Origin of the sequence: Mesorhizobium australicum (assembly GCF_900177325.1) — a bacterium.
In the GTDB taxonomy this organism is placed as follows: Bacteria; Pseudomonadota; Alphaproteobacteria; order Rhizobiales; family Rhizobiaceae; genus Mesorhizobium_A; species Mesorhizobium_A australicum_A.
In genome coordinates this window covers 4,042,322-4,069,250 of sequence record NZ_FXBL01000004.1, presented here as the reverse complement: position 1 = coordinate 4,069,250, position 26,929 = coordinate 4,042,322, and the positions used below count along the sequence as shown (strand labels likewise).

General features: G+C 66.5%; 30 protein-coding genes. 6 read left to right on the top strand and 24 right to left on the bottom strand.

The window, feature by feature from the left end; translation table 11 throughout:
• Positions 1-66: 66 nt before the first annotated feature.
• From B9Z03_RS22590 to B9Z03_RS22485, 22 genes are all read right to left on the bottom strand, one after another.
• Complete coding sequence (locus tag B9Z03_RS22590; RefSeq protein ID WP_085466276.1) at positions 67-744, bottom strand: response regulator transcription factor; 678 nt, start codon at positions 742-744, stop codon at positions 67-69.
• A gap of 225 nt (positions 745-969) precedes the next feature.
• Positions 970-3,126, bottom strand: coding sequence for a flagellar hook-length control protein FliK (locus tag B9Z03_RS22585; RefSeq protein ID WP_085466275.1), 2,157 nt, complete (start codon positions 3,124-3,126; stop codon positions 970-972).
• Positions 3,123-4,460, bottom strand: coding sequence for a hypothetical protein (locus B9Z03_RS22580; protein ID WP_085466274.1), 1,338 nt, complete (start codon positions 4,458-4,460; stop codon positions 3,123-3,125). The genes B9Z03_RS22585 and B9Z03_RS22580 overlap by 4 nt, the downstream gene beginning before the upstream one ends.
• Complete coding sequence (locus B9Z03_RS22575; RefSeq protein ID WP_244561817.1) at positions 4,457-5,662, bottom strand: flagellar motor protein MotB; 1,206 nt, start codon at positions 5,660-5,662, stop codon at positions 4,457-4,459. Before B9Z03_RS22575 ends, B9Z03_RS22580 begins: the two co-directional genes overlap by 4 nt.
• Positions 5,659-6,294 (bottom strand): hypothetical protein, encoded by a 636-nt coding sequence (locus B9Z03_RS22570; protein WP_085466272.1) that lies wholly within the window; start codon positions 6,292-6,294, stop codon positions 5,659-5,661. Before B9Z03_RS22570 ends, B9Z03_RS22575 begins: the two co-directional genes overlap by 4 nt.
• The gene (gene fliF, locus B9Z03_RS22565) at positions 6,294-7,952 is read right to left on the bottom strand and encodes a flagellar basal-body MS-ring/collar protein FliF (protein WP_085466271.1); all 1,659 of its coding nucleotides are present in this window, start codon (positions 7,950-7,952) and stop codon (positions 6,294-6,296) included. The genes B9Z03_RS22570 and fliF overlap by 1 nt, the downstream gene beginning before the upstream one ends.
• Positions 7,953-8,078: 126 nt before the next feature.
• Positions 8,079-9,071 carry a flagellin N-terminal helical domain-containing protein gene (locus B9Z03_RS22560; protein WP_085466270.1) on the bottom strand — a complete coding sequence of 331 codons (993 nt, stop codon included), beginning with the start codon at positions 9,069-9,071 and terminating at the stop codon, positions 8,079-8,081.
• A 278-nt stretch (positions 9,072-9,349) separates the two neighbouring features.
• On the bottom strand, positions 9,350-10,219 hold the full coding sequence (locus B9Z03_RS22555) for a flagellin N-terminal helical domain-containing protein (RefSeq protein ID WP_085466269.1): 870 nt from the start codon (positions 10,217-10,219) through the stop codon (positions 9,350-9,352).
• A 165-nt stretch (positions 10,220-10,384) separates the two neighbouring features.
• Positions 10,385-11,122, bottom strand: coding sequence for a flagellar type III secretion system pore protein FliP (gene fliP, locus B9Z03_RS22550; RefSeq protein WP_085466268.1), 738 nt, complete (start codon positions 11,120-11,122; stop codon positions 10,385-10,387).
• The gene (locus tag B9Z03_RS22545) at positions 11,119-11,655 is read right to left on the bottom strand and encodes a flagellar basal body-associated FliL family protein (RefSeq protein WP_085466267.1); all 537 of its coding nucleotides are present in this window, start codon (positions 11,653-11,655) and stop codon (positions 11,119-11,121) included. The genes fliP and B9Z03_RS22545 overlap by 4 nt, the downstream gene beginning before the upstream one ends.
• Before the next feature lie 9 nt (positions 11,656-11,664).
• Positions 11,665-12,369: a flagellar basal body L-ring protein FlgH gene (flgH, locus tag B9Z03_RS22540; RefSeq protein ID WP_085466266.1), complete on the bottom strand. Its 705-nt coding sequence runs from the start codon at positions 12,367-12,369 to the stop codon at positions 11,665-11,667.
• On the bottom strand, positions 12,366-12,893 hold the full coding sequence (locus tag B9Z03_RS22535; protein WP_085466265.1) for a MotE family protein: 528 nt from the start codon (positions 12,891-12,893) through the stop codon (positions 12,366-12,368). The genes flgH and B9Z03_RS22535 overlap by 4 nt, the downstream gene beginning before the upstream one ends.
• Before the next feature lie 10 nt (positions 12,894-12,903).
• Positions 12,904-14,154 carry a flagellar basal body P-ring protein FlgI gene (locus B9Z03_RS22530; RefSeq protein ID WP_085466264.1) on the bottom strand — a complete coding sequence of 417 codons (1,251 nt, stop codon included), beginning with the start codon at positions 14,152-14,154 and terminating at the stop codon, positions 12,904-12,906.
• A complete protein-coding gene (gene flgA, locus B9Z03_RS22525; RefSeq protein ID WP_244561816.1) occupies positions 14,151-14,615 on the bottom strand; it encodes a flagellar basal body P-ring formation chaperone FlgA in 465 nt (154 codons plus the stop codon). Before flgA ends, B9Z03_RS22530 begins: the two co-directional genes overlap by 4 nt.
• A complete protein-coding gene (flgG, locus tag B9Z03_RS22520) occupies positions 14,615-15,397 on the bottom strand; it encodes a flagellar basal-body rod protein FlgG (RefSeq protein WP_085466263.1) in 783 nt (260 codons plus the stop codon). The genes flgA and flgG overlap by 1 nt, the downstream gene beginning before the upstream one ends.
• 12 nt (positions 15,398-15,409) lie before the next feature.
• Entirely contained in the window at positions 15,410-15,727 is a 318-nt protein-coding gene (locus B9Z03_RS22515) for a flagellar hook-basal body complex protein FliE (protein WP_085466262.1), read from the bottom strand.
• Positions 15,724-16,143: a flagellar basal body rod protein FlgC gene (gene flgC / locus B9Z03_RS22510; protein WP_085466261.1), complete on the bottom strand. Its 420-nt coding sequence runs from the start codon at positions 16,141-16,143 to the stop codon at positions 15,724-15,726. Before flgC ends, B9Z03_RS22515 begins: the two co-directional genes overlap by 4 nt.
• A 7-nt stretch (positions 16,144-16,150) precedes the next feature.
• Entirely contained in the window at positions 16,151-16,528 is a 378-nt protein-coding gene (locus B9Z03_RS22505) for a flagellar basal body protein (RefSeq protein WP_085466260.1), read from the bottom strand.
• A 93-nt stretch (positions 16,529-16,621) separates the two neighbouring features.
• The gene (locus B9Z03_RS22500; protein WP_085466259.1) at positions 16,622-17,296 is read right to left on the bottom strand and encodes a hypothetical protein; all 675 of its coding nucleotides are present in this window, start codon (positions 17,294-17,296) and stop codon (positions 16,622-16,624) included.
• Positions 17,277-18,596, bottom strand: coding sequence for a flagellar protein export ATPase FliI (gene fliI, locus B9Z03_RS22495; RefSeq protein WP_085466258.1), 1,320 nt, complete (start codon positions 18,594-18,596; stop codon positions 17,277-17,279). Before fliI ends, B9Z03_RS22500 begins: the two co-directional genes overlap by 20 nt.
• Positions 18,597-18,666: 70 nt before the next feature.
• Positions 18,667-19,389: a flagellar basal-body rod protein FlgF gene (gene flgF, locus B9Z03_RS22490; protein ID WP_085466257.1), complete on the bottom strand. Its 723-nt coding sequence runs from the start codon at positions 19,387-19,389 to the stop codon at positions 18,667-18,669.
• A 1-nt stretch (position 19,390) separates the two neighbouring features.
• A complete protein-coding gene (locus B9Z03_RS22485) occupies positions 19,391-20,167 on the bottom strand; it encodes a DUF1217 domain-containing protein (protein WP_085466256.1) in 777 nt (258 codons plus the stop codon).
• A 156-nt stretch (positions 20,168-20,323) separates the two neighbouring features.
• Here B9Z03_RS22485 and motA point away from each other — a divergent pair, with 156 nt between their 5' ends.
• The 6 genes from motA to B9Z03_RS22455 are packed head-to-tail and all read left to right on the top strand — an operon-like array spanning position 20,324 to position 25,207.
• Positions 20,324-21,196, top strand: a complete 873-nt coding sequence (motA, locus tag B9Z03_RS22480) for a flagellar motor stator protein MotA (RefSeq protein WP_085466255.1) — start codon at positions 20,324-20,326, stop codon at positions 21,194-21,196.
• A gap of 4 nt (positions 21,197-21,200) precedes the next feature.
• A complete protein-coding gene (locus B9Z03_RS22475; protein WP_085466254.1) occupies positions 21,201-22,139 on the top strand; it encodes a FliM/FliN family flagellar motor switch protein in 939 nt (312 codons plus the stop codon).
• Positions 22,140-22,164: 25 nt separating this feature from the next.
• Entirely contained in the window at positions 22,165-22,584 is a 420-nt protein-coding gene (gene fliN, locus B9Z03_RS22470) for a flagellar motor switch protein FliN (RefSeq protein ID WP_432417044.1), read from the top strand.
• A gap of 9 nt (positions 22,585-22,593) precedes the next feature.
• Positions 22,594-23,613 carry a flagellar motor switch protein FliG gene (locus tag B9Z03_RS22465; protein WP_085466252.1) on the top strand — a complete coding sequence of 340 codons (1,020 nt, stop codon included), beginning with the start codon at positions 22,594-22,596 and terminating at the stop codon, positions 23,611-23,613.
• A gap of 56 nt (positions 23,614-23,669) precedes the next feature.
• On the top strand, positions 23,670-24,761 hold the full coding sequence (gene flhB, locus B9Z03_RS22460; protein WP_085466251.1) for a flagellar biosynthesis protein FlhB: 1,092 nt from the start codon (positions 23,670-23,672) through the stop codon (positions 24,759-24,761).
• Positions 24,758-25,207: a hypothetical protein gene (locus B9Z03_RS22455; RefSeq protein ID WP_085466250.1), complete on the top strand. Its 450-nt coding sequence runs from the start codon at positions 24,758-24,760 to the stop codon at positions 25,205-25,207. Before flhB ends, B9Z03_RS22455 begins: the two co-directional genes overlap by 4 nt.
• Positions 25,208-25,212: 5 nt before the next feature.
• On the opposite strand, the gene B9Z03_RS22450 is transcribed toward B9Z03_RS22455, so the two are convergent.
• Together B9Z03_RS22450 and B9Z03_RS22445 are read right to left on the bottom strand one after the other, a co-directional pair.
• Positions 25,213-25,971 (bottom strand): helix-turn-helix transcriptional regulator, encoded by a 759-nt coding sequence (locus B9Z03_RS22450; RefSeq protein WP_085466249.1) that lies wholly within the window; start codon positions 25,969-25,971, stop codon positions 25,213-25,215.
• Positions 25,971-26,732 carry a helix-turn-helix transcriptional regulator gene (locus B9Z03_RS22445; RefSeq protein WP_139832366.1) on the bottom strand — a complete coding sequence of 254 codons (762 nt, stop codon included), beginning with the start codon at positions 26,730-26,732 and terminating at the stop codon, positions 25,971-25,973. Before B9Z03_RS22445 ends, B9Z03_RS22450 begins: the two co-directional genes overlap by 1 nt.
• Positions 26,733-26,929: the final 197 nt, after the last annotated feature.

The window sequence follows — 26,929 nt, the reverse complement described above, 5'->3', positions numbered from 1 at the left end:
CTCGGATGTGGTGCCGCTGAGGATGAGCCTACAGCCCGGGACTTGCGCGGGGCTGTCGGATCGAGGTCAGGCAGCCTGCGTGGCGAGGCGATAGCCCAGGAAGCGCTTGGACTCGATCGGATCGAAGCCCATCTTGTCCCGCAGCTTCTTGCGCAGCTTCGAGATGTGGCTCTCGACGACGTTCTCCTCGACGTCCTCGTCGAAGACGCCGTAGATCGCGTTGAAGACCTGCGCCTTGGTGACGCGGCGGCCGGAATTGGTCGCCAGATATTCGAGGATGCGGCGCTCGCGGCGCGGCAATGGAAGCGGCGCGCCGTCGATCTCCGGATCGCGGCCATCCATGTAGATGCGCATGGAGCCGACCTCGGCATAGTTCGCCTCGTCGGCACCGCGGCGGCGGATGGCGCAGACGCGGGCGAGGATCTCGCGGATGTGGACGGGCTTGCGGATGACGTCGTCGACGCCGGCCTCGAACAACTTGAGCGTGTTCTCCAGCGAGTGCTGTTCGCTGAGCGCGATGACCGGAGCTGCGGTGCGGTCGCGGATGCGGCGCGGCGACAGATCGTGCTCGCCGCACTCGCCGATCAGCACCGCTGAAACCGCCTTCAGGTCAGGCTGCGCGGCGGTGTCGATCCATTCGTCGAACTCGCCAGGAAGAAAACCCGCGCTGGCCACGCCTTCACGACTGAAAAGCGAACTGAATCCGCCTTTTACGAGCTCGCGCTCGTCCACGATAACGATCATTGCCCCGCCCCACGAATCAGAAGCCCCACTTCTGTCAAAAGGGGTAGCCCCGGGCCGGAATCGCGAACATCCGTGAATTCTTGTTAACCATAATTAGGGTATCGCCCGCAGCCCTGTCGGGCGCGGTCGTTAACCACTCGTTAACCATATTTTCGGGAGCAATCGCCGATTGATTCGAACGGCTGTCCGGACCTCGTTTCGAGGGAGGTCGAACGGGCCGTCCGGCTAGATGTATCGTGCGGATGAGCTCCTGTTCGAAGAGGCCGCGGAGGGACCCGATGCCGAGGCGGCGGGATCCCCGGACTGCCGCTGCTGCTCGCGGCGCGAGCCGCCGTCCTGCTCGCGCGCGTTGCCCGCGCCGCCATCGGCGGCAAAACCCTGCTGGCGCGGCTGGCCCGAGGCATCCGTCTGCGGCTGCGCATCCGCGCGGGCGGTGAGCTGCACGGTTACGCGATCGACGTCGATGCCGAGCGCGCGCAGCGATTTCGCGATCGTGTCGGCGTCGGTGGCGAGCTGACGCTGGGCGTCTGCCGTCTCCGCCGTCAACTCGACCGAGACCGCGTCGTCCTTGATCTGAAGGTGGGCGGTCACGTTGCCGAGTTCGAGCGGGTTGAGCTGGATCTTCAGCGAGTTGACCTGAGCGCCGGTCCCCGGCTGGGTATCGCGGAAATAAGCGGCCCACGAGGCGTCGGCGCGGACAGTGGCGATCACGGCAGCCGCCGGCGCGGCGGGGGCGGTGGGCTGGGTCTGCACGGAGACCGCCGTCACCGCAGCGGGCGCGGGACGGACTGTATCGGCCTGGCGCACGTCGCCGGAAACGGCCGGCTTCGCGTCATCGCCGGAATCGCTGCGAACCGGCTCCTTCTCGGCCGGTTCCGTCCCGGATTGGAAGCGCTCGTTTGCCGGTGCGGACGGCGATCCTGGATGCACGGCGGCATCCGCGGCCCGGGCTGGGCGAGAAGCAGGCGCAGGCGTTGTGGCCGTTGAGGCAGGTTTTGCTGCTGTAGAGGTAGCGCGGGCGGACGTGGCGCGCTCGGAAACCATGCGCTCGCCGCTAGCGTTCCCGCTCCCATTCGGCGCCGACTGCGCCTGGGCGGCTGCACTCATGGAGACCTCGGCCTGATCCGACGCGGTGCCGGGGGCCGGGCGGGAAACCCTCCGACGCTCGATGCCATCGTCCCCCGATGCCACGGCCTGCGCCTGCTTGCTGGTCAGGCCAATCGCGACGTCGGCGGCCGGCTGGGGCTGCCGCGCCTGCGCATCGGTCACGGTGGCGGCTGGCTTGACGGAGGCCGCCCCTGCGTCGGCGGGCGCTGAGCGGAGCGCATCCGAGGCGGTGGCATCGTCGCGCGGAGCACGCGACGCCGGAATTGTCTTTGCGTCCGAGGCAGCCTTGGCGACCGTCTCTGCCGGCATGTCGTCAGTCGGCTTCTGCTTCGGCGCCGCTGGGCGGGTATCCTGCAACGGCAACCACGTCGCCGCCGCCTCCGGCTGTTTCGACATCGTGTCCGTCTTCGCGACCGCGGTGTCGGGGCTCTCCGGTTCCGACGCCGGTTCAAGCGTGTCTATCGTGTCAGAGGCTTCCGCGGCTTCCGTATCGAGCTCGACCGGTGCGGACCGCATACCCGCCATCGGCGCCGGCCCGGCCTTCTCGTCGACATGCGCAGGGGAAGGGGGCGTACGATGTGCGTCTGCTTTGCCTGTTTCATCCACTTCGGCGCGCCCGATCCTGTCATTCGCCAGCGGCGCGTTCGCGTCAAAGGAGACATCGGGATCGGTGACCTGTTCGGCCTGCACGCCCGCATCTTCCTCAAACGTCTGCGCAAGCTTCGGCTTGGCGTCGCCGGCGCCCGTGGTTCCGTAGCCTGCCCTGGCATTCGTCACGGAGCCCGCTTCGCCGAAGGGCGAACGGCCGGCGACCGCCTGTGCGACTGGTGCCTTCGTTTGCTCAACGGTGCGCTGCGGTGATTCGGCCGCATCTCCTGTCGGCGTATGGTCCGCGAGGTTTTCGCTCTTCGCGAACGTGTTCAGCTGTTGCGCCTGCCCCCGTGACGGCGCAGGCGATGACTGGTCCGCCGCTTCCGTGATCTGCGCATGCGCTTGTTCGCCGGCGCGCTGCGGAACGTCGCTCACACCCCCCGCTGATGTCTCTGCCGCAAGCCCCGCGACCTTCTCGAACGCGTCCAGCCGCTGCGCCAGTCCCTGCATCGGCGAAGGCGAAGATGGAGTGGCGGGCGCGCGGACGGCCGGGCTGCCGTGCCGCTCGGCGCCAGATGCACGGACGGCGTCCTGAAAGCCAGGGTGGCCTTTCGATCCGTCCTTGCGGGCCTGCTGGCGCGGTTCGGCGAGCGCCAGTTTGGACGCGGACACGAGACTTGTCATTTGGCCCCTTCGAGCATCTTGTCGATTTCCTCCAGCTTGCGCCGCGTCTCGCTGACGAGGGGCAAGGGTTCTTCCGCCGAGGCGCTGGCATCGACGGGCAGGACGGGCGGGTCCGGCCGCCGGTCGACGCGTTGCACGGCCAATGGCGGCGGCTCGGCGGAGGCGTGCGCCGGACGCGCGGCGGCAATGTCCATCGCCTGCGGCGGCTCCGGCTGTTCAGGCGCCGGCGCATGTGCGACGGGCTGCGGCTCCGGTTCAGGCTCGGCCGCCGCGACCGGCGCCGGCGGGGCCGGATCGTTCGGCGAGGTCATGATGCCGGTGGCGACGGAGATCGCCGCGTCCAGCAATTGCCGGTCGGGTCCGGCGAGCTTGTCGCGGTCGATCGACCTCAGCCGTTCGAGGATTTCCGGCCCTTTCTCCGACGCGATCTCCGACAGGCTCGAATAGAGCAGCGCGCGCGGGTCGTCCTCGCCGGCCGCGACGCTTTCGAAATCTGCCGCCTTCTTCGCGGCGAAATCGGAAAGCTCGCGCAGGCCCTCGATCGCGGCGGTGCGGGCGAGCCGCAGATAGATCACCTTCTGGTGCTCCCGGCTCATCTCCGCGATGGTGCTCTCGATCACATGCAGGTCGAGCGAGGCGTAGAGGGCGACGATGCCCTTCACCAGTTCGTCCGCATATTGCGTCGCATAGGGCGAGCGCAGGAACCGGCGCACATACTGGCTGGAGGCGCGCAGGAAGCGCTCGGTGTCGCCGAGCCGTGCGGCGAGAGGCAGCGAGCGGCGCAGCGCCGCCTCCTCCACCAGGGTCCCCGGCGCCAGCAGCCGGGCGGTGTCGAGCAGGGCGATCGCCGGCTTTGGCTCGTCGGCCGCCGTCATCGAGCCCTTGATCAAGGCGAGGAACGATCCGAGGTCGCTGTTGAGCGTGCGCGGGTCGATCGACTGCAACGTCGTGATGGCCGATTTTGCATCGCCGCGGATGTAGAAGCGCACTCCATCCGTGAGCGGCTTTGTCGCCTCGTCGGGCTTCAGCCGCGCGATGGCGACGTCGACGGTGACCGGATTGCCGCCGCTCATGGCATAGATCAGCAGCGCCTCGATGTTCTTGCGCTCGCGGAAGTCGTCGGGGCCTGCCTCCCGCAGCTTCTTGTCGATCATCTGCAGGATCTTCTGCTGCATCGGCAGGGCGGCGTGATCGCCGCCCGCGATACGGTCCTGCACGAGCTGGAGGGAGCGGACCATCTGGAACGTGTCCAGCGCGGCATCTGCCGGCCCGGTCGCGAAGGCCGCGGCCGAGAGCGAAGCGCCGAACGCCATGGCCCGGCACAGCCGCTTCATCCGGCGGTCTCCAGCAGGATCTCGATGCGGCGGTTGGAGGCCGCGAGCGGATCGGACTGGACCTTGAGCTTGCGGTCGGCAAAGCCCGCCACTTCGGTCAGGCGCTTCTCGTCCAGGCCGGAGCGCACCAGCATGTAATAGGCGGAATGGGCGCGCGCGGTGGAGAGCCGCCAGTTGTCATACTGTCCGCCGGCGAAGGGACGGCCGTCGGTGTGGCCGTAGATGTGCAGGCTGCCGCTGCGCTCCGAAAGGATCTTGCCGATCTTCTCCATCGCCAGCACGAGATCGCGCCGGGGCACGGCGGAACCGATCTCGAACATGCCGAAGTCGAGCTGGTCGGTGACGGAGATCATCACGCCCTGCGGCGTCGCCTCGACCGTCAGGCCTTCGGCGAGCTTGCCGTTCGCGCCGAGCGCCTGCGCAATCTCCTTGCGGATTTCGGCGGCCTGTTTCTCGACCGCCTCGGATGGCTTGGCCGGATCGACAGGTTCAGCGGGCGCGCGTTCCGCCTGCGCGGCCGGCGTCTCGGCTTCGGCGCCCTTCGCGCCCTCCGGCGTCTTCTCCTCGCCCGCTTCCGACAACGTGTTGTCCTCGGTGGGCGGCGAGTCCACGCCCGGGATGATCTGCTGCGACCAGAAATCGGGCGCGAACGGGTCGCGGAAGGATTCCCCCCCCGAAGCCCCCGTCGCGGGACCGGAAAGCTGTGCGCCGCCTTCGCCCTTCTCGCTCAGGTTCTGCAGGTTCCCGGTCTCTGCCGCGATTTCGGCGAGCACCGCATAGGGGTTCGAGAACAGGTGTTCGTCGGTGTATTTCTCGGCGTCGGCCGATTCGCTCGCGCTCTCCTGCTTCATGTTGCCGGTCTCGGCCGCGCCGACGCCAGCGATCGACGCCGCCGGGTCCGTTTCGCTCTGGGCCTGGGTCTGGGCGGCGGTGGAGCCTTGCCCTTCCTCGTCGAGCCCGCGCCGGCTGGCGTTCTTGTCGGTCAGCTTGATCGGGTTGAAATAGCTGGCGACCGCGGCCTTCGTTTCCTCGTTGGCGGCGTTGATCAGCCACATCACCAGGAAGAAGCACATCATCGCCGTCATGAAGTCGGCAAAGGCGATCTTCCACGCGCCGCCATGGTGGTCGTCGTGGTCGTCATGCCCGCCGTGGCGGATGATCAGGATCTCTTGATGCGGTTCCGCGTGATTGGCAGTGCTCAACCGACTGCTCCCGTGAGTGCGGACGACCATTCGCCGAGCCTGGTCTCAAACAGCGTCTCGTCCAGCGAGACGGTCAGGTCGCAGGCGTCCGTCTCGACGAATTCGAGATGGCGCGCATGGTCTCCCATCGCTGCTGCGAAGGGCATGAACAGGGATTGCGGCCCGCTGACCCGCACACGGATCGCGTCGGCGTCACCGACCGCATTGCTGACGGCAGCTGCGAGTGCCGCCACCGCGCGGTCGCGCACCTTCTCGTCGACGATCTGTCCCAGGATCCGCGCGCAGATCGAGGTCGCTTCCTCGATCGCCCTGCGTTCGAGCTCGGAAAGTGCCGCGGCCGCTTTCGAGGCCAGCTCGACCGAGAGCGTGGTGCGCAGCGCCGCCATCTCCTCCTCGTGCCGGGCGCGATCCTCCGCCGCACGCTCCTCGTAAAGCGCCTCGAGCCGCTGCGCGGCATCGGCCTCGGCCTTCGCGACAGCCTCGGCGACGATCCTGTCGACGTCGACAGGTTCGGGTTCCGGTTGCGGGGCAGGGCGGACCAGCTCGACGCGGGAAGGAACCGCCGCGACCGGCGCCGGGCGCGGGGGCGGTGGCGCGAAGTCGGGCAGGTAGTCGGCGATCGCCAGCGCCATCAGCTCGCCTCCTGATGCGCCCATTTGCGCAGGATCTGCGCCGTGCGCTCTTCGTTCAGCTCAAGCATCCGCGCGAGGCGGTCCTGCGGGGCGGGTTTCAGCTTGTTGCGCAGCTCGTCGATCGGGTTGACGTTGGAGCGCGCCAGCTGGGCGGTCGTCGCCTCGCCTTCTCCGCCCGGTGCGCCGCCGCCGGCGGCGATCTGCAGATTTTCCGCCGCGCCCGGAAGCGAGCGCTGGATCTCGTCGAAGCTGGGGGCTGCGGCCGGTCCCGCCTGGAGCGCGGCGGTGAGCGGGCGCAGGCCGAACCATACCACCAGGAAGACGACGAGCACGAAGGCGCCCGAATTTATGATCGTGCCGGTGTGACGGCCGGCCGTTTCGAGGAAGCTCGGCCCGCTGATCGCCTCGCCGTCGATGCCGTCGATGAACTCGACCGCGTTGACGCTGATCGCGTCACCGCGGCTTTCGGTCAGGCCGGCGGCCGTCGCGACCATCTCGCGGATGGCGGCAAGACGCTCCTGCACCTTCTCCGGCGTCGCGCCTTCGCCGAGCACGGCCTTGATGCGGGCCTCGTTGACCACGACCGCGATCGACAGGCGCGTCACCGAATAACCGTTGCTGACGGTCGCGATGCGCTTCGAGTTGATCTCGTAATTGGTGATCTCTTCCTTGCGGTCGTTCTTCTCGCTTGATGTCGGACCGCCCGCGCCGGGTGCGCCTTCGTTGGGGAGATTCTGGTCGACCGAGGTGGGAGTGGTCGACTGGCTCTGGTTGTTCTGGTTGTTTTCCTTGACGACCTGGATCGACCGCTCGACGCGGGATTCCGGATCGAAGATCGTCTCCTCGATCTGCTTGCTGTCGGTGTTCACGACCGCGTTGACGCTGGTGCGGAAGTTGTCCGGCCCGAGATAGGGCGACAGCGCCCGGTGGATCGAGTCCTGGATCTGGTTCTCGACCGTGCGCTCCACGCCCATCGAGCGGGTCGCGGTGTTGTTGGCCGGGTCGTCGCCGGCGGCGAGCAGGGTTCCGTCGGAATCGAGGATCGTCACGTTCTCGGCCGCCAGCCCCGGCACGGCCGCCGCGACGAGGTAGCGGATCGAGGCAGCGCTGCGGGAAGCGTCGAGGCCGGCGGTGCGGATCACCACCGAGGCCGACGGCTGGCGCTGCGCCTGGCGGAAACTGCCCTGTTCGCCGGTGACGATGTGGACGCGCGCGGCCTTGATGCCGGCGATCGACTGGATGGTGCGGGCGATCTCGCCTTCCAGCGCACGGACCTTGGTCACTTCCTGCATGAAGGAGGTCAGGCCGAGCGAGCCGACATTGTCGAACAGCTCGTAGCCGGCATTCGTGCTGGTCGGCAGGCCTTTTTCCGCGAGCAGCATGCGCGCCTGCCCGGTGCGGCCCACGGGCACCATCACCGACGTTCCGTCCGAAGAGACGTCGAAGGGAATGCCGACCTCGCCGAGCACGATGCCGATCTGGTTGACGTCGGAGCGGTCGAGGCCGACATAGAGCGTCTCGAAGGACGGGCGGTTGAGCCACAGCGAACCGACCACGATCACCGACACGACGAGCGCGGCCACCGCGCCCATGATCGAAAGCCGGCGACCACCCATGGCCTGGAGGTTGTCAAGGATTCGCTGAATCTGCTCGGGCACGGATTATCGGCTCCTCGGAACAATGTCTTGCGGCAGCCTAGAGATCGAAGCTTGTGCGAAAATTGAAAGGCCGCGTTCGAGACGCGGCCTTTTGAAATCAGTTTGGTAAGTAGCGATTTTCGATTGCTACTTGAAGAGAGACAGAACGTTCTGCGCGTTGCTGTTGGCGATCGAGAGCGCCTGGATGCCGAGCTGCTGCTGCACCTGCAAGGCCTGCAGCCTGGTCGACTCCTCGTTCATGTCCGCGTCGACCAGCTGGCCGACGCCGCGCTCGATCGAGTCCATCAGGCTGGCGGTGAAGCTCTGCTGCATGTCGATACGGGTCTTGGCCGCACCGATGACGGTTGCCGCGTCGGTCAGGTCCGCCAGCGTCTGGTCGGCGACGGTCAGCATCTGCTCGATCTGCGTGTCGAGGAAGCCTTCGACGGTGAGCGTGTAGACCGAATAGCCGTCGGTTGCGTTGTAGGTTCCCGCCGTGGCCGTGGTGGCGCTGTCGTCACGCAGGCCGGTGGTGCTCGACCGCAGACCCTCGACGATGCCCTGGTTCTCGGCGGTGGTTGCCGCCGCATCGAAGAGCTTGATGGACTGGACGTTGATGTCGATGGTGCCGAGCGTGACGTCGCCGGCCGAACTGCGGTTGAAGGCGGCGACGATCTTGGCGTCGGCATGTTCGCCGTCGGCCGGGTTGCCGTTGGCGACGCTCGAATCGACCGACAGCCAGTTGGCGCCGCTGAAGGTCGCCGCGTCGGCGGCGAATTTCAGCTGCTTCTGAAGTTCCGTGATCTCGGACTGGATCTTCGCCTTGTCGCTCTCCGACGCGCCGATCGCCGACACCAGCTTCTGCTTGATGTCGTCGACCAGCCCGACCACGCTGTTGATAGCGGTGTAGGCGGTGTCGATGCGGCTGGCGCCCAGGCCCAGGGAGTCCTGGATGGAGGAGAGCGCCTTGTTGTCCGATTTCATCGTGGTCGCGATCGACCAGTAGGCCGCGTTGTCCGCCGCCTCGGCGACCCGGAGACCCGTCGAGATGCGCGACTGGGTGGTTTCCAGGGCCTTGTTGGTGGCCTGCAACGACTGAAGCGCCGTCATGGCGGACGCGTTGGTCAGAATTGATGTCACCTCTAAGCCCCCTTAAAAATCCACTACGCTGTCGGCTACGGTTAATCATTGGTAGTGGCTTATGGTTAACGCCCGGTTAAGCGCGGAAAACCAACGTTTTTCAGGGGTGTGGGACGCGCGGAAGCGCTCGCGGAAGCTGTGACAGCCCGGCGGTTTCAAGGTGATTCGCGATGTGGGAAGAGGGGCCGCGGGCGGCGCGGAAACGGAATTATGCCGGAAAGGCAAAGGCCGCGCTCCTTGCGGAGCGCGGCCCGTGTTCAGAACAGTCGCTGTTCGGCTTAGCGGAAGAGCGAGAGGATGTTCTGCGAGTTGGAGTTGGCGATCGACAGCGCCTGGATGCCGAGCTGCTGCTGGGTCTGCAGGGCAGACAGGCGAGCCGATTCGGCGTTCATGTCGGCATCGACGAGCTGACCGACGCCGCGCTCGATCGAGTCCTTGAGGGCCGAGACGAACTCGGTCTGCATGTCGACGCGGGTCTTGGCCGCACCCAGGTTCGACGCGCCGGTCGCCATCGAGCTCAGTGCCGTCTCAACGTCGGCCAGGAAGCCTTCGATCGTGGTGTCGTCGGCGCCGGTCACATCGATCGCCATCGTGTCGTCGAGCAGGCCGCCGTCGGTGCCGTCGGCTGCGAACAGAACCACGTTCGACAGGTCGACCGAGATACGGTTGACGGTCGTCGTGCCGTCGCTGGCGCGGTCATAGGAGGCGACGATCTGCAGCGGCGTTGCGCTGTCGTCGTTGGCGAGCAGGTTCGAACCGGCATAGTTCGCGGCAAGCGCCGTGCTCTTCAGCTGCTCCTGCAGCTGGCCGATTTCGGTCTGGATCTTGGCCTTGTCCTCATCCGAGGCGCCGAGCGCAGACACCAGCTTCTGCTTGATGTCGTCCACGACTTCGATCGCCTTGTTCATGCCGGTATAGGCGGTGTCGATCTTGGCGGAGCCGAGGCCGAGCGCGTCCTGGACGGACGAGAATGCCTTGTTGTCGGAGCGCATGGTCGTGGCGATCGACCAGTAGGCGGCGTTGTCGGATGCTTCGGCGACGCGATAGCCCGTCGAAATGCGCGACTGGGTGGTGTCGAGAGCCTTGTTGGTCGCAGCCAGAGACTGCAGCGCAAGCATGGCGGAGGAATTGGTATTGATACTGGACATGGGAATACGCCCCTAGACTTGTTACAAACAGGGACATACCGGGCTTTACCGGTATGACGGGGCGGCATCATGCCTGGGATCGTCGTTGCGATGATCAGTCCGTCATGCGTGGGACCGTCATAGCGCCCGCTCCTCTACCAAACCGGTAAGGAGCATGGTTAATAATTAGGAAAACGATCGAACGAGGCTGCCGACGAGCAGATTCCAGCCGTCGATCAGCACGAAGAACAGGATCTTGAACGGCAGCGAGATCACGGTCGGCGGCAGCATCATCATGCCCATCGACATGGTGATGGTGGCGACGATCAGGTCGATCACCAGGAAGGGCAGCACGATCAGGAAGCCGATCTCGAAGCCGCGGCGGATCTCCGAGATCATGAAGGCGGGGACGAGGATTCGCAGGTCCACCGCCTGGCCCTCGACCACGTTCTGGCCGCGCTCCCGGGCGAGGTCGGCGAAGAGGTCGAAATCCTTCTCACGGACATTGTCGAGCATGAAGGCCCGGAAGGGCTCGGCGATGCGCTCGAAGGCTTGCTGCTCGTTGATCTCGTTGTTCATCAGCGGCCTGACGCCGTCCTGCCACGCACGATCGAAGGTTGGTGCCATGACGTAGAAGGTCATGAACAGCGCCAGGCTGATCAGGATGAAGTTGGCCGGCGTCGTCTGCAGGCCGATGCCGGTGCGCAGGATCGAGAAGGCGATGACGAAGCGCGTGAAGCTCGTCACCATGATCAGGATGCCCGGCGCGACCGAAAGGACGGTCAGCAGGCCGAAGAGCTGGATGATCGTGCCGACGGTCTGACCGTCCGCGCCGCGCGTGATCTGGCCGAGGTCGATCGTCTGCGCGGCGGCTCCGGCGGTGAGCATCGCAAGGGCGGCGAGGGTGACGGCGGCTCGTTTCATTCGAAGACGATGGTCCTGATGAGAACCGACGACATCTTCCCTTCGCTGCGGATGCGGGCGCGCTCGTCCATGTCGTCCTTGAGGTGAAGGAAGCCGCTGGCTCCCTCGACCTGGTGCAGTTTCACGGTGCGCAGATAGGCGAGGATGTCCTGGTGCACGGCATCGGCGACGGTCGGATCCGGCTCGCCCTCGAAGACGCCTGCCAGCTCCACCCGTATCCAGGTGTCGGTTGGCGCGGCAAGGTTGGTGGTGATCGCCGGCAGATTGTAGATGCCGCGCTTCAGGTCCGCCGCGGCCAGGTCCTCGGGTGCTGCGGCGCCATGATCGGCTTCCTTCTTGGCCCCATGGCCGTCCTCGGATGCCGCGGCGCTCTCTTCCGGCGCCGTCTCGCCCTTCAGCATCCCGCCGGAAAAATAGCCCGCGCCGGCCGCGACCAGCGTCAGCACGAGCAGCACCGCCAGCTGGACGACCAGCGAGGGCCCCTTGGACGGGGCGCCTTCCTGTGGTGCGGGGAGTGCGGCGGCCTTGGCCATGATCTCTTCCTAGAAAGGCATGACCTGATCGAGGATCTGGTGCCCGTAGGGCGGCTGCTGCACTTCGGTCAGACGGCCGCGGCCGCCATACGAGATGCGCGCCTCCGCGATCCGCTCGTAGGAAATCGTGTTGTTCGCACCGATGTCGGCGGGCCTGACGATGCCGGCGATTGTCAGCACGCGCAGCTCGGCATTGACGCGCACCTCCTGGGTGCCGCTGACGATCAGGTTGCCATTCGGCAGCACGTCGGTGACGACGGCGGCGACCGACAGGCTCAGCGCCTCGGATCGCGCCGTCTGGCCGTTTCCGGTGCTGGACGAGGTGGAGCCGATGTCGAAGCCGGCATCCGCCGCCTGTCCGGCGCCATTGATGTTGTAGTCGCCCGAGATGCCGAAGTTGCGCGAGGCGGAGCGCTTGCGCTCGGACTCGTTGGAGAACTTGGCCTTGTCGTTGATCGAGATGTAGACGGTCAGCACGTCGCCCACCGACAGCGCGCGCGCGTCGGTGAACAGGTTGCTCTGGCGGTCGTCCCACAGCGAGTTGCGCGCCACCGGCTTCGCGGGCGCCTTGGGATAATAGTAGTTCGAGCGCGGATTGGCATCGAGCCCGGTGCCCACTGCCGACATGACCGGGGGCTTGCCCACCTCGGCCAGGTTGGCGCCGCAGCCGGCCAGTCCGAAAGCAAGCGCGCCCGTCAGGAGGATATGCTTCATGTCGGGTCTTCCTTTCGCGCCGCGCTCGACATGATGCTGGTCAGCTTCGCGGCCGTGGCGCGTTCCATCTCGTTCATGATCTGGCCCGACTGCTTGACCTGCAGCTTGAGCATGATGGCCGCGGCGAGCCTGGGGTCCATCTCGGCCAGCCGTTCGGCGGCGGCGTCCGGGCGCATGCGGGCATAGATCGAGACGACGTTCTCGGTCGCTTGGTCCATGAACTCCTGGCGCAGCTTCATCCATTTCTCGTATTCGGCGCGCTTTTCCTCCAGCTGCTTCACGCGCTGGTCGATGTCGGCCTTCAGCGCCTCCAGCTCGCGGGTCTGGATGGCATAGCGGCGGTCGCGCGCGGCGTCGGCGATGTTGCCGCAGAACTTCTCGATCTCCTCAGCCGAGTTGAAGGTCTGCGTCGTCTGGTCCTGCGTCGCGCCGGGCACGCCCGAGACCGCCACCGCGATCGCCGCGCAGGCGAGCACGGACGCTGCCAGCCTCGGAACCCTGATTTCGATCGTTCGCGCGTTCATCCCTGCATCCTTATTGCAGCACCAGGTCGGCCTGGAGCGCGCCGGCCGACTTGATGCCCTGGAGAATGGCGATGATGCCGTCGGGTTTGACGCCGATGCGGTTGAGGCCCGCGACCAGCGTCTCCAGGTCCGGCCCGTCGAGCGTGGCGACATCGCCGCCCTCCTGGGTGGCATCGATCGTCGTCGACGGCTCCACCGCCGTCTCGCCGTTCGAGAACGGCTCCGGCTGAACGACCGTCGGCATCTCGGTGATGCGCACGGTGAGCGCGCCGTAGCTGATCGCGACCTTGGAGATCTTCACCGCCTGGCCGATCACGATCGTGCCGGTCCGCTCGTCGATGACCACCTTGGCCGGCGAATCCGTCGCGACGAGGATGTTCTCCAGTTCGGCGACGAAGCGGGCGGAGGAGATGTTGTCCGGCCGCTTGATCATGACGGTGCGGGCATCCTGCTCGCTGGCGACGCGCTTGCCGAAGCGGTTCATGCCGTATTCGTTGATCGCGTCGGTGATGCGGATCGCGGTCGAGAAGTCAGGATTGCGCAGTTGCAGCGTCAGCACCGCGTCCTCTCGGAACTGCGACGGCACCTCGCGCTCCACGATCGCGCCGCCGGGCACGCGGCCGGAGGTCGGCACGCCCTTGGAGACGGTCTCGGCCTGGCCCTGCGCGGCGAAGCCGGAGACGATCACCGGTCCCTGCGCGACGGCGTAGATCTCGCCGTCCGGCGCGCGCAGCGGCGTCATCACCAGCGTGCCGCCGGTGAGCGAGGTCGCGTCGCCGAGCGAGGAAACGGTGACGTCGATGCGGGCGCCCGACTGGACGAAGGCGGGCATGTTCGCCGTGACGATGACGGCCGCGACATTCTTGGCGCGCGCCTGGCCGCCCTGCAGCGAGATGCCGAGGTTCTGCAGCATGGCGCGGATCGACTGGTCGGTGAAGGGCGCGCTGCGCAGATTGTCGCCGGAACCCTGGAGGCCGATGACCAGGCCGTAGCCGATCAGCTGGTTGTCGCGCGAGCTCTGCAGCGTCGCGATGTCCTTGATGCGCGACGGCGCCCCCAACGAAGGCAGCGAGGAAGGTCCGCCATTGGCGGAGAAGCGCACGGTCTTCGCCGCCGGCGTGTCGTGGATGTATCCGCCGCCGCCATAGACCGCCGGTGCGCCGGTGCCGGGCCCGATCACGATCGGCTCCGCCAGGTCGGCCGAAGCGGCCGGCGCCGCGAGCTGGGCGGCGAACAGGAGAGCGAGGAGGACGCGTTTCATCCGCCGACCCTGACCGTGCCGTCGGCCATCACGATGCCGGTGAAGATCTTGCCGCTGTCGGCGTTGCGAAGCCGCAGCACGTCGCCGAGGCTGCCGGGCTGGAGCGGGACCGCGGTCGCCTGGATCGTCAGGCCGCCCTGCTTGAAGACGACCGTCACCGGCTCTCCCGCCTCGACGATATAGGGATCGCGCAGCGAGCTGACCGGGATGAGCTTGCCCGGCAGGAGGGTGCGTTTCGCCACCTTGCCGTCGGCCTGGTCGAGGTCCTGCACGAAGGGCGCGGTGGTGCGCGCACTGGGCCGCAGCGCCACCTGGTCCAGCGTGTCGGCGGTCACGGTCTCGCCCGGATAGACAATGCGCGTGACGACGACCGCCATTTCCGCGGCAGGTGCTGCCGACAGCCACAGCGTGGCCGCCATGGCACCTGCGAGGAATGTCGCCAGCCGCCGCATCGCACTCATCACCGCTGCGAGATGGTCGCGGCCATCTCCTCGGCGGCCTTGATGACCTTGGAGTTCATCTCGTAGGCGCGCTGGGCCGAGATCATGTCGGTGATCTCCTTGACCGGGTCGACGTTGGAGTTCTCCAGATAGCCCTGCTCGATCGTGCCGAAACCCGGATCGCCGGCCACGCCGACGACCGCCGGACCGGAGGCTTCGGTCTCGGCGAACAGGTTGTCGCCCAGCGGCGTGAGCCCCGCTTCGTTGGCGAAGGTCGCAAGCGTGAGCTGGCCGAGCTCCTGCAGCGCGGTCTGGCCGTCGATCCGGGCGAAGACCTGTCCCGACTTGTTGACGATGACCTCGGTCGCGTCGGTCGGCACGGTGATCGCGGGCATCACCGCATTGCCGTCGATGGTGACGAGCTGCCCCGTGGCATTGGTGTTGAAGGCGCCGGCGCGGGTGTAGAAGGTCTCGCCGTTCGGGCCCTCGATCTGGAACATGCCGGCGCCGACCAGCGCGAGGTCGTATTTGTTGCCGGTGCTGGTGAGCGAACCCTGGACGTGCAGGTTGCGCACCGCCGAGGTCTTCACGCCCAGGCCGATATGCGCGCCTTCCGGCACGACGGAGGCGTTCGCCTGGTTGGGCACGCCGGCCAATCGCTCGACCTGGTAGAGCAGGTCCGAGAATTCGGCGCGGGCGCGCTTGAAGCCGGTCGTGTTGATGTTGGCGATGTTGTTCGCGATGACCTCGAGATTGGTCTGCTGGGCGTTCATGCCCGTCGCGGCGATGGCGAGTGCTCTCATGATACTATGTCCTCAGATCGCCATGCGGCTGACTTCGAGATAGGCGGTGACAATCTTGTCGCGGATGGCGATCGCCGCCTGGAGCGAGCGCTCGGCGCTCATGACCGAATCCACCACCTCGCGGGCGGTCACGTCGCCGCCCTGCAGCGCCTTCATCGACACCTGGTCCGCGCTCTGGAGGGTGGTCACGGTGTTGCTCGCCGCGTTGGAGAGCGCTTTTGCGAGCGAAGCGCCGAAGTCCGCCCCCGTTGCCGTTTCGCCCGCGCCGGACAGGTTCTCGAGGAGACTGCGGGCGCCGATGCTGCCTACGGGGGAAATGCCGCCGATCATGACTGGCTCCTCAACAGGTCGATGGTCATCGAGATGAGCTCGCGCGCCTGCTTGATGGTCTGGAGGTTCGCCTCGTAGGACCGGTTCGCCTCGCGCATGTCGGCCATCTCGACCAGCATGTTGACGTTCGGCATCTTGACGTAGCCGTTCTCGTCGGCCGCCTGGTGCCCGGGCATATATTCGGTCGGGAACTCGGCCGGATCGGTCGAGCGCGATGCCACGCTGACGAAGGAGACGCCGCTCTGCCGGTCGACGAGCGAGCCGAAGGAGATGGTCTTGCGCGTATAGGGGGCTTCCTGCGCGCTGTTGGCGGTCGACTGCGCGTTCGCCATGTTCTCGGCCACGACGCGGAGCCGCTCCGACTGGGCGGTGAGCCCGGAGGCAGCGACGCGGAGCGAGGTTGTCAGCGGATCCATCTGTCCCTCACTTCGCCGTCATCATGAACATGCGGTGGAAGGACTTGACGATCGCGGTGTTCAGTTCGAACGCCTGGCGGACTTCGTTCGACTTGATCAGTTCGTCCTCGACCTGCACCGTGTTGCCGGAGGGGAGTCTCGACGTCTGGGCGCGCGCCTGCGTGCCGAACGTGGCGTCGGAGCCGCCGATCGGGATATGGCCCGGGCTGGTGACCGAGACGGCGGAAGTCGAGTTCTTCAGCACCTTCTCGAAGGAGGTGACGTCGACGGCGCGGTATCCCGGCGTGTTGGCATTGGCGATGTTGCTGGTCAGCGCCGCCTGGCGGGCCGACAGCCAGTCCGCCTGGAAGGAGGCGAGCTGGAACAGTTGCACTGACTGAACCATCAACGGTTCCTTGCGACGTTTCTCTGGCGAGTGAAACGACGATAGGCACCGTGACTTGCGCGGACCTTGCGGGGGAGGGGAGGTGCGGCGGGGCTAGTTGGTGATTTCGAGCACGCGGTCGGCCGTCGTCACCAGCACCCAGTGGCCGTCGCGCTTCTCGATCTTGGCCACGCGGCTGTTGTCGGGCAGGAGCGAGCCGCGCTGCACGACGTAAAGGCCCTGGTCGTCCTGGATCATTGCGCGCCCGTTGGCGACATGGACGAGCTCGAATTCGGGCGTGGCGACCGGGAAGGGCTGGTCGGCGATCCGCGGAAGGTCCTTTTCCTCTTCCTCGGCGGGCGTGGTGCCCGTCGTGAAGGTGTCGAGGTCGGTCTCCCGGTTGTCCTTCGTCGCCGTCTCCGAAGCGATGCGGTTGGCAGCGATCCCGCTGCGGGGCGAGGGACCGCTCGAAGGAATGTTCTCCAGCTTCACCGCGCGGATGCCGAACTGGTCCTGGTTCAGGAACACGTACCAGGGGAAGAAGGCGCAGAAGCCTGCCAGCACGGTGCCCGATGCGAACAGGAGGATGTCGTCGCGCGAATAGCTGCTGGACAGGCCGAGCCGCGTGCGCCAGCCGGCGGCCTTCGCCGGCGCCGCGCCCTTGCGGGGCTCCGGTGCCTTGGGCGTTTTCTGCCGTTTCGACCTGTCGCGTTTCCACCAGCCCTTTTTCGGCTCGCCGACCGGGGCCACGATGGGGATGTCCTTCCACTCAGGCAGCTTGCTGGCCATTCTGCGCCTCCCTTGCCTTGAGGTGACGTGCGAGGTCCGCGAACGGATCCTTGGTGCGCGGGTCGCCGGGCGACTGGCCGAGCGCTTCGTAGATCAAGGGGACCTGCCGGACTGCGAGGTCGAGTTCGGGATCGGAGCCGGGCGCATAGGCGCCGAGCAGGCGGATGTCGCGCGTCTCCTCGAAGCGCGAGATCATCGCCTTGAGGCGAGCGACCAGCGTCTTCTCGTCGCCGCTCCAGGCGCGTCCCGACAGGCGCGAGATCGAGGCGAGGGGATTGACCGCCGGGAACCGGCCCTGCTCGGCGATCGAGCGGTCGAGCACGACGTGGCCGTCGAGAATGCCGCGCACGCTGTCGGCGATCGGGTCGTTGTGGTCGTCGCCGTCCACCAGCACCGAGATGATCGCCGTGATCGAGCCCGTCTCTCCCGCGGTGCCGGGTCCGGCGCGTTCGAGCAGCTTCGGCAGTTCGGTGAACACCGAGGCCGGATAGCCGCGCGCGATCGGCGGTTCGCCAGCGGCGGTCGCGACTTCGCGCAGCGCATGGGCGAAGCGGGTGACGGAATCGACGATCAGCAGCACCCGGTCGCCGCGGTCGCGGAAATATTCTGCCACGCTCATCGCGGTCGCCGGCGCGCGGCGGCGCATCATCGCGCTCTCGTCGCTGGTCGAGACCACCGCCACGGTCTTGGCCATGTTCTTCGGCCCGACCGTATCTTCGAGGAATTCGCGCACCTCGCGGCCGCGCTCGCCCACCAGCGAGATGACCGCCGTGTCGAAGGAATCGGCCGCTGCCAGCATGGCGAGCAGCGTCGACTTGCCGACACCGGAGCCGGCGAAAACGCCCATGCGCTGGCCGAAGCAGAGCGGGGTGAAGATGTCGATCACCCGCACGCCCGTCTTGAAGGCGGCTTCGACACGCTGGCGGCTCATCGCGCTCACCGCATGTCCGCCCGCCTGCTCGCCGTGGCCGACGGGCGGGCCGCCGTCGATCGGATGGCCGAGCGCGTTGACGACGCGGCCGCGCCAGGTGTGATCGGGCCGCACTGCAAGCGGGCCGCTGTTGAACACCGGGGTGTCGATGGCGAGGTCCGCTGTCGTCTCGAAGGGCGAGACCAGCACGTCGTCCGGCGTGACGCGCACGATCTCGCCGGCGCGCCGCCCCTTTGGCCCCTCATGCTCGACCACGTCGCCGATACAGGCCTTCCGCGACAGGCCGCGCACCCGGTAATGCGTCGCCGAGACCTCGACCACGCGTCCGCCCGTGCGCATGAGCGCGTCTGGAGCCGTGAAGCGCGCCATGGCGCTTTCCAGCGCGGCGAGCCGGTTCTGTCCGGAAGTGGCGGAGGAGTCCGAGGTCACCGTTCAGGCCTCAGCGGCTGCCAAGCGTCTTGACGGCGTCGGTGAAGGTCTGCTCGGTCTGCTTGATCGCGGAGCCCGCGCTCTCGAAGGCGCGCTGCACCATGATCAGCCGTGTCATCTCCATGACGGGATTGACATTGGAATCCTCGACATAGCCCTGAAGCACGCCGGTGTCGGCGCGGTCGACAACCGGCTGCTGCGTGCCGTTGGCGATAACGCCGGAATTGCCGTAGCGGGTGAAGTTCTCGCCTGGGTCGAAGCTGAACAGGCCGAAGGCGCCGACCTGCTGGCCGTTCTGCCGGATAAAGCCGTCGGCGCTGACCACTGGCGCCCCAGAGGCGGGATCGAGCTGCAGCGGCGTTCCGGCGGCGTCCAGCACCGGATAGCCCTCGACCGAGACGATCTGGCCGGTCTGGAGCATGGAGAAGCGGCCGTCGCGCGTCATCACCTGGCCGGCGGGCGTGGCGAGCGCGAACCATGCGTCGCCGCGCACCGCGAGGTCGAACGGGTTCTCCGTGGCGCGGAACGCGCCCTTGGCCTGCGACAGGAAGGTGCCGCCGGTGGAGACGAAGGCTGTCTCGTTGGCGCCGGAGCCGGTCAGCACGTCCTCGAACTTGATCTGCGTCGCCCGGAAGCCGACCGTGCCCGCATTGGCGACGTTGTCGGCGATCGTGTTGAGACGCCTTTCGAGCGCGATCTGCGACGACAGGGCGACGTAGAGCGAATCCTGCATCTCAGTAGGCTTTCATCGACTGCATGGTCAGCAGCAGATTCGTCGAGATGCCGTATTCGGGCTGGGTGAACAGCGTCGTAACGAGGGACGCCGCGGACACCGTCGGATTGTTGATTTCCCAGAGCGTGGTGAAGCGGTTGATGAACTTGCTAAGCAGTTCAGGATCCTTGAAATCCTCGAGGTCGATCCGCTCCTCGATCAGCTTCGCCTGCTTGTCGATGTCGGCATTGCCGAAAGAATCGGGCAGGCCAAGCGCCGTGAAGGCGACCTGTTTCAGCGCGGGATCGGCCAGGATCTCGTAGGCATTGGTGATGGACGAAGCCTTGCGCTCGAAATAGAGCGCCAGGCGGACGCCCTCGTTCTGGTCGCCGGCGTTCTCCTCCAGCGTCTGGCGCAGATATTTGTCGACCGTTCCCTGCTGGGCCTTGGTGAACAGCGTCGCGGTGTCGCCATAGGCCTCGAAGTTGAACGTGTTGACGAATTCCTTGTAGCGCTTGTCGCTGAGCTTGTTTGCGAAGGAGTCCTTGTCCTCGACGCCGCCTTCCAGCGCCTTCACCATGAAGGCCTTGGCATAGGCCATGTCCTCCAGCCCATGCGCTTTCATGGCGTAGCGGAAGAGCCGGTCGTCGGCGACGAACTCCTTGATCGACTTAACCTTCGTGATGTTTTCGAGATAATACTCGGTCTCGCGCTCGACGACCGGCTGGTTCTGGACGCGGTCCAGCGACTTGCCGATATCCTTCGCGATCAGCTGATAGCTCACATAGGTGTTGATCAAGCGTCCGATCCTTCGCGTGGCTCGCCAGCGTCAAGGAATAGCGCAACTTCCTTGCGTGAAGCTGAATCGCCGCTGTCCGGCTCCGCCGTCGATTCAAGCCCCACGCAAGGCAGGGGGGGTACGCATCGTCTGCTGAAACAGCGAAGGCAGGTCGCCGTGGGAATCATCATCGGACTGGTCGTGACGCTCGGTTGCGTGCTTGGCGGCTTCATGGCCATGGGCGGCCACATCGAAGTGCTCATCCAGCCATGGGAAGTGGTGATCATCTGCGGAGCGGCCTTCGGCACGTTCCTCGTCGCCAATCCGATGAAGACGGTGAAGGACACCGGCAAGGGCGTCCTCGAAGCATTCAAGCAGGCCGTTCCCAAGGAAACCGAATATCTCGAAGTGCTCGGCGTCCTGCACAGCCTGATGCGCGAGCTCAGGACCAAGTCGCGCAACGAGGTCGAGGCGCATATCGACAATCCGGAAGAATCTGCCCTGTTCCAGGCCTATCCGACGATCCTGAAGAACAAGAGCCTGTTGTATTTCATCTGCGACTACTGCCGCCTCATCATCATCGGCAACGCAAAGAGCCATGAGATCGAGGCGCTGATGGACGAGGAGATCCAGACCATCAAGCACGACCGGCTGAAGGCCTACCAGGCGCTCAACCAGATGAGCGACGGCTTTCCGGCCATCGGCATCTGCGCGGCGGTGCTGGGCGTGGTGAAGGCGATGGGTGCGCTCGACCAGTCGCCGGAAATCCTCGGCGGCCTGATCGGCGCCGCCCTCGTCGGCACTTTCCTCGGCATCTTCATGTCCTATTGCGTCGCCGGCCCGATCGCGACCAAGATCAAGACGGTGCGCGAAAAGAACCTGCGCCTCTATACGATCGTGAAGCAGACGCTGATCGCCTACATGAACGGCTCGCTGCCGCAGGTCGCCATCGAGTTCGGTCGCAAGACCATCTCCTCTTACGACCGGCCGTCGATCGACGCCGTCGAGCAGAGCACGCTGAACGGCGGCGCCGAGAAGAAGGCGGCATGATCCGATGAATTCGCTCGGCGTCACCCCCGGATCTCCCGCCGCCCTGCGCAACCTGCTCGTCGAGCGGTTGATCGGCGACACGGCGGAACCGGACAAGGTGACCGCCGCTGCGCGGGCGCTCGGCGAACGCGCGCTGCCGCCGATCGCGAAGGCGCTGTCGCAACTGGTCCCCTCGCTGCTCCAGATCGAGCTCGAAAGCGTCGAGCTCGGCCGCATCTCCCAGGTCTTCCTGACAGAGAGCGACAACGAGCCGCTCACGGTCGCGCCCTCGACGAACTCGCCCGACGCGCTGATCCTGTCGATGGACGCCGCGGCCGTGTCGCTGTTCACCGGGCTCCTCTTCGGCGCTGCGTCCGATGCGTCCCTCGCTCCGATCGAGCGGCCCCTGTCGGCGATAGAACTCGACATCGGCGGGATGGTCTTCCAGGGCATCGCCGAGGCGCTCAACGGTTCGGGCGCGCGAGCGCTCAATGTGCGCTTCCCGCTGCCGCGTCCGATCGCCGGCGAAGACCGGCGCAAGCAGGTGCACCGCGACGGACCCTCGGCGCGGCTGATCTTCCGTATCTTCAACGAAGGCGGCTCGGGCCTGTTCTGCGTGACCATGCCGCAGCGGATCGTCCTGTCCACGCGCGGCGTCGACGATGCCGGGCAGGCGGGCTCCGGCGAATGGCAGGCGCGCCTCGGCGGCGAGGTCATGCGCTCGAAGGTGGCGGTCGAGGCGACCGTGTCGATGGGCACGCTGACGCTCGGCCAGGTGGCGTCGCTGTTCGAGGGACAGGTGCTGGAGATGCCGGCCGAGGCGCCGGGCGAGACGCGGCTGTCCTCGAAGGACAAGACGCTCTTCATCTGCGAATTCGGCAGGCTCGGCGGACATTACACCGTCCGGGTCAAGCAGCCTTTCGATCCGGAAGCGGATCTGATGAACAACCTCGTTCCGCACTGAGAGCAGGGCGAGGCTACGGAGACGGATAATGAAAGAAGCAACGGCCAAGACGCTGACGGAAGGCGAAGACGATCTGACCAGGGCGATCGAGGAGCTTCGCGGCGTGCTGAAGGAAGAGCCGGCAGCGCCCGCGCAACCGGCGGCCCCGCGCCCCGCTGCTACGGCTGCGGCGACCCCGGGCGCGGCTCCCGCCTCGAACCCGAACATCATCATGAACATCCCCGTGGAGGTCCAGATCGTGCTCGGCGGCGCCGAGATGCCGGTGTCTGATCTCCTGGCGCTGCAGAAAGGCTCCACCGTCGCGCTCAACCGCCGCATCGGCGAGCCGGTCGATGTGGTGGTCAACGGGCGCAAGATCGCCCGCGGCGAGATAACGGTGCTGGAGAGCGATCCGTCGCGCTTCGGCGTCAAGCTGACCGAGATCATCGCGGCGGCCAAGTCCTAAGACCGAAGAATGACCGCGACGTCCGACCTCCCCAGTCTCACCCGCACCCAGAAGGCCGCTGCGATCCTCGTGGCGCTGGGCAAGCCGGCTGCCGGCCGCCTGCTCAAGTTCTTCAAGCAGGACGAACTGAGGGCGCTGATGGACGGCGCACGCGAATTGCGCACCATTCCGCAGGCGGAGCTGGAGCGGATCGTCGCCGAGTTCGAGGCCGAGTTCGCCGAGGGTGCGGGCCTGCTGGATTCCGCCGACACGATGGGCACGATCTTCAGCGAAACGCTGACGCCCGAGGAAATGACGGCGCTGATGAACGACGGGCCCATCGAGACGGCGACGGACGAGCCGAAGCCCATCTGGCCGCAGCTCGAGCAGATCGAGCCCGCGCGCGTCGGCGCGTTCCTGACCAACGAGCATCCGCAGGCGGCCGCCTTCGCACTCTCCAAACTCGCGCCGTCCTTCGCCGCGCAGGTGATGATCGTGCTGGACAAGGCGGTGCGCGGCGAGATCGTCAAGCGGATGCTGGCGCTCAACCCGGCCTCGCCGACCGCGGTGGCGATGATGGAGGCGCATGTCCGCGCCGCCCTGATCGAAGACGATTCCGGCAAGGCGGCCTCAGGCGCCCAGATGCGGGTAGCGAGCGTCCTCAACGAACTCGACAAGTCGCAGCTCGACGAAGTGATGGATGATCTCGCCTCGGCCGGCGCGGTCAATCTCGACGCCATCCGCGCACAGCTCTTCGCCTTCGAGGACATCGTCTTCCTCGACCAGAAGGCGAGGGTCACTTTGTTCGACGGCATCGCGGCCGACATCGTCACGCTCGCCCTGCGCAATGCGGGCGCGGAACTGACGGAAGCGATCCTCTCCGCCCAAGGCGCGCGTGCGCGGCGCATGATCGAGGCCGAACTGAAGGCTGATCCGGGCAACGTATCCGCCAACGACATCAACAAGGCCCGCAAGCAGATCGCCTCCACCGCGATCCGCCTGGCCGGCGAGGGCGCCCTGCAGCTTCCTCAGACGCAGGAAGCGGCCTGAGCCGCGCCGCGAGCGTGCCCCTGCCGGGGCGGTCAACCTGATCGGAGTTCGCTCGCGTGGCGGATACGGACGACAAGGAAAGCAAAACAGAAGAAGCCACGGAGAAGAAGATCCGTGACAGCGTCGAGAAGGGCCAGACGCCCTTTTCGAAGGAGACGCCGCTCTTCGCCTCCTTCGTCGCCATCCTGCTCTTCGTCTTCTTCTTCGCCTACAGCACCGCCATACGGCTCGGCGAGTTCCTGGCGACCTTCCTCGAAAGGCCGAACGACTGGCTGCTCGACAACAATGCCGACGCGATCGGCCTGTCGCAGATGGTGTTCATGGAGATCGCGCGCGCACTGGTCGTCATCTTCGCGATGATGATGGTCTTCGGCCTGGCGGGCGCTCTCCTCCAGCATCCGCCGCAGTTCGCCGTCGATCGCATCACGCCGAAATTCTCCCGCATCTCGCCGATGGAGGGCTGGAAGCGCATGTTCGGCGCGCAGGGCCTGTCGGAATTCGTCAAGTCGGTCGCAAAGGTCGTGTTCGCAGGGGCCTTCGTGGTGTTTGCGCTCCGCAACGCGCCGGCGCGCCTTCTCGACGGCATGGGAACCAGCCCGACCTCCTTCTTGCCGGTGATGCTCGACATCGCCACCGACATGCTCACCACGATCACGCTCATCATGGCGCTGATCGCCGCCGCCGACCTGATCTGGTCGCGCTTCCAGTGGCGGACGAACCTGCGCATGACCCGGCAGGAAGTGAAGGACGAGCTGAAGCAGCAGGAAGGCGATCCGATCGTCAAGGCGCGCATGCGCTCGCTGCAGCGCGACAGGGCGCGCAATCGCATGATCGCGGCCGTGCCGCAGGCGACGCTCGTCATCGCCAACCCGACGCACTTCTCGATCGCGCTGCGCTACGAGCGGGGCAGGGACAATGCGCCCGTGGTGGTGGCGAAGGGCCAGGACCTCGTCGCTCTCAAGATCCGCGAGATCGCCAAGGAGCACAACATTCCGGTGTTCGAGGAGGTGGCGCTTGCCCGCTCCATGTACAGTCAAGTTTCGGTCGATAGTGTGATACCGCCCCAGTTCTACCAGGCTGTGGCCGAACTGATCCGTATCATTTACGCGAACGGCGCGAAGAAATCGCCCAGCCCAAGGCCAGCATGATCCGACAGCCTCATACGACCTCGCGGGAAGCCCTGGTCGCCAACGCGATCCAGGAGGTAGTGAGCGAGCTGCGCATGGTCGACGTCGTCGACTACATCGCCTTCATCCGGATGGAGCGCTTCGGCAACATCTCCGACCTCGTGGAGTCGGCCGCGGAACTGTATTTCATGCCGGGCACATTGAAGCTCGGCCACGGCGGCGAAGCGCAGGTCGCGTGGTCGTCGCCGCCGAAGATCGTGCTCGACCTCGAACTGCGGCCCAGCGGTGCGACGGTCTATTTCTCGCTGACCCTCACCGATGAATATGCGGGCATCGAGGTCAACTACGTCTCCTTCGATATGCCCGATCCCGATCCCGGTGTGAACACCCGCAGGCTTGAGGACGGGCTTGAACGGGCCCGAATCCGCAAGACGGTCGCCCCCGAACAGGAGCGGCGCGTCGCCTGACGCGCCTATTCGATCAGGCCGAGCCTGATCGCCTTGGTAACGGCATGGGTGCGGTTCACCGCGTCGAGCTTCGAAGCAGCCGTCGTCAGGTACTGGTTCGCGGTGTGGACCGAGAGGCCGAGGATGCGGGCGATGTCCTCGCTGGTGCGCCCCGCGGCCGTGAGGCGCAGGCATTCGAGCTCGCGCTTGGAGATCGAGGACGCGCTTGATGTGCTGCTCGACTTGAGCTGGGCGATCCGGAGGAACATCTCGAAGCACTGCCTGTGCAGGTCGAGCAGCTCGTCCCGGTCGAAGCGCAGCTCGGGACCGGTAAAGACGAAGATGCCGGAATAGACCGAGTCCGCGGACACCGGCAGGACAAGGCCGGCCCTGTCGCTCAAAATGGCGGGAAGCCGGACACAAAGCGGATCGCCGGAGGCCGCGGCCGCGCCGGGCATCGTCCAGAAGCCCGGCACGCAGGAGGCGCCCGCGTGCCGGCTGAGCGCGTCGGCGCCCTCGGCGATCAGCGCTGAAGTGACCGGCGAGCGGCCCGGGAAGGCTTCGTCGAAGCATGGCGTGAGCCTCGCCTTGCCGACGCCGCGTCCGGCGAAACAGAGCGCGAAGCCGGAGGCGCCGAAGCTGGACGACAGCCGGCGGCAGCGGCGGATCGCCTCCGGGATGACGCCGCTCGACGCCATTCGCGCCAGGCGGGAGATCTCGGCCAGCGGGCGCGGCTCGTCCGCGCCGATTGCCGGCCTTGCGAGGTCGATCGGCTCGACGCTCATCAGATGACCCCGTTGCGGATCGCGACCGCGACCGCCATCGTCCGGTTGCCGGCCGAGAGCTTCTGGATCGAGCTGACGATGTACTTGTTGACCGTGTTGCCCGACACGCCGAGGATCAGCGCGATCTCGTCCGTTGTCTTGCCCTCGGAGACCCAGAACAGGCATTCTCGCTCGCGCTCGGACAGTGGGTCGCTCGCCGCGTCTCCCACCGCCTCGCAATAGCGCGACATCAGGTAGTTCGCGAGCAGATGCGCCTTCGGCAGCGCCTCGCGCCGTATCCTGCCCTGCACGGAGGCCGAAAACAGGCATATGCCGCGGCGCAGGCCGGCGCGCAGCCTGAGCAGGAACAGTTCGGCATGGCCGAATTCGATCAGGCGCAACGCCACCGTCTCGTCGACGACACGCGGCGTCCGCTCCGGAAAGGCAGTCTCGAAAGCATGCGGCGTCTCGCCGGGCGAGGCGGCGAACGGGCTCTGGTGCAGAAGCTCGATCGAAGCGGTGCCGATGATCTCGACCGCGTCATAGGACCAGTTCGAGGACAGGACGCGCGGCGGCTCCTCGGCATGGCTGCGCGACATGTCGGCGAGGCAGAACTGTTCTGCCCCGACGGCTGCGCACAATTCGCGCAGCGAGCGCGACAGCGAGCCTCGCGTGAGGGGGCCGCTCAGATGGTCGAGAGAAGGCATCGACCAGTTGCGCGGCTGCTCCGGATTCGCTCCTTGCGGATGGCGGATCGCGCCATCCCGAATTGCTATCGTCATTCCCCCGGCCGTTCCCGGCGCGTACCAATCCCGTTCCCCTCCGGCTCTTCCGGCCTGAAGGAGATGGATGCCGTGCCCCGCCGCGCACGACTTCCCATTCGCGCCGGTCGCCCGGCGCGTTGCCCAACTCGTTGAACACACGCTATTTGCGGCTATGCGGACAGACGCCCGCGTCTCGCCTACTGGTCAGCGAAGCA

Excerpts from the sequence above, each read along its gene's own strand:
- B9Z03_RS22505 (WP_085466260.1), bottom strand. The coding sequence starts at position 16,528 with ATGGTTCAGTCAGTGCAACTGTTCCAGCTCGCCTCCTTCCAGGCGGAC.
- B9Z03_RS22515 (WP_085466262.1), bottom strand. The coding sequence starts at position 15,727 with ATGATCGGCGGCATTTCCCCCGTAGGCAGCATCGGCGCCCGCAGTCTC.
- B9Z03_RS22585 (WP_085466275.1), bottom strand. The coding sequence starts at position 3,126 with ATGACAAGTCTCGTGTCCGCGTCCAAACTGGCGCTCGCCGAACCGCGC.
- flgG (WP_085466263.1), bottom strand. The coding sequence starts at position 15,397 with ATGAGAGCACTCGCCATCGCCGCGACGGGCATGAACGCCCAGCAGACC.
- B9Z03_RS22465 (WP_085466252.1), top strand. The coding sequence starts at position 22,594 with ATGACCGCGACGTCCGACCTCCCCAGTCTCACCCGCACCCAGAAGGCC.
- B9Z03_RS22455 (WP_085466250.1), top strand. The coding sequence starts at position 24,758 with ATGATCCGACAGCCTCATACGACCTCGCGGGAAGCCCTGGTCGCCAAC.
- flgH (WP_085466266.1), bottom strand. The coding sequence starts at position 12,369 with ATGAAGCATATCCTCCTGACGGGCGCGCTTGCTTTCGGACTGGCCGGC.
- B9Z03_RS22445 (WP_139832366.1), bottom strand. The coding sequence starts at position 26,732 with ATGACGATAGCAATTCGGGATGGCGCGATCCGCCATCCGCAAGGAGCG.
- B9Z03_RS22590 (WP_085466276.1), bottom strand. The coding sequence starts at position 744 with ATGATCGTTATCGTGGACGAGCGCGAGCTCGTAAAAGGCGGATTCAGT.
- B9Z03_RS22535 (WP_085466265.1), bottom strand. The coding sequence starts at position 12,893 with ATGAACGCGCGAACGATCGAAATCAGGGTTCCGAGGCTGGCAGCGTCC.
- B9Z03_RS22580 (WP_085466274.1), bottom strand. The coding sequence starts at position 4,460 with ATGAAGCGGCTGTGCCGGGCCATGGCGTTCGGCGCTTCGCTCTCGGCC.
- fliI (WP_085466258.1), bottom strand. The coding sequence starts at position 18,596 with ATGGCGCGCTTCACGGCTCCAGACGCGCTCATGCGCACGGGCGGACGC.
- B9Z03_RS22530 (WP_085466264.1), bottom strand. The coding sequence starts at position 14,154 with ATGAAACGCGTCCTCCTCGCTCTCCTGTTCGCCGCCCAGCTCGCGGCG.
- flgA (WP_244561816.1), bottom strand. The coding sequence starts at position 14,615 with ATGAGTGCGATGCGGCGGCTGGCGACATTCCTCGCAGGTGCCATGGCG.
- fliP (WP_085466268.1), bottom strand. The coding sequence starts at position 11,122 with ATGAAACGAGCCGCCGTCACCCTCGCCGCCCTTGCGATGCTCACCGCC.
- B9Z03_RS22475 (WP_085466254.1), top strand. The coding sequence starts at position 21,201 with ATGAATTCGCTCGGCGTCACCCCCGGATCTCCCGCCGCCCTGCGCAAC.
- flgC (WP_085466261.1), bottom strand. The coding sequence starts at position 16,143 with ATGGATCCGCTGACAACCTCGCTCCGCGTCGCTGCCTCCGGGCTCACC.
- B9Z03_RS22545 (WP_085466267.1), bottom strand. The coding sequence starts at position 11,655 with ATGGCCAAGGCCGCCGCACTCCCCGCACCACAGGAAGGCGCCCCGTCC.
- B9Z03_RS22500 (WP_085466259.1), bottom strand. The coding sequence starts at position 17,296 with ATGGCCAGCAAGCTGCCTGAGTGGAAGGACATCCCCATCGTGGCCCCG.
- flgF (WP_085466257.1), bottom strand. The coding sequence starts at position 19,389 with ATGCAGGATTCGCTCTACGTCGCCCTGTCGTCGCAGATCGCGCTCGAA.
- B9Z03_RS22570 (WP_085466272.1), bottom strand. The coding sequence starts at position 6,294 with ATGGCGCTGGCGATCGCCGACTACCTGCCCGACTTCGCGCCACCGCCC.
- B9Z03_RS22450 (WP_085466249.1), bottom strand. The coding sequence starts at position 25,971 with ATGAGCGTCGAGCCGATCGACCTCGCAAGGCCGGCAATCGGCGCGGAC.
- B9Z03_RS22555 (WP_085466269.1), bottom strand. The coding sequence starts at position 10,219 with ATGTCCAGTATCAATACCAATTCCTCCGCCATGCTTGCGCTGCAGTCT.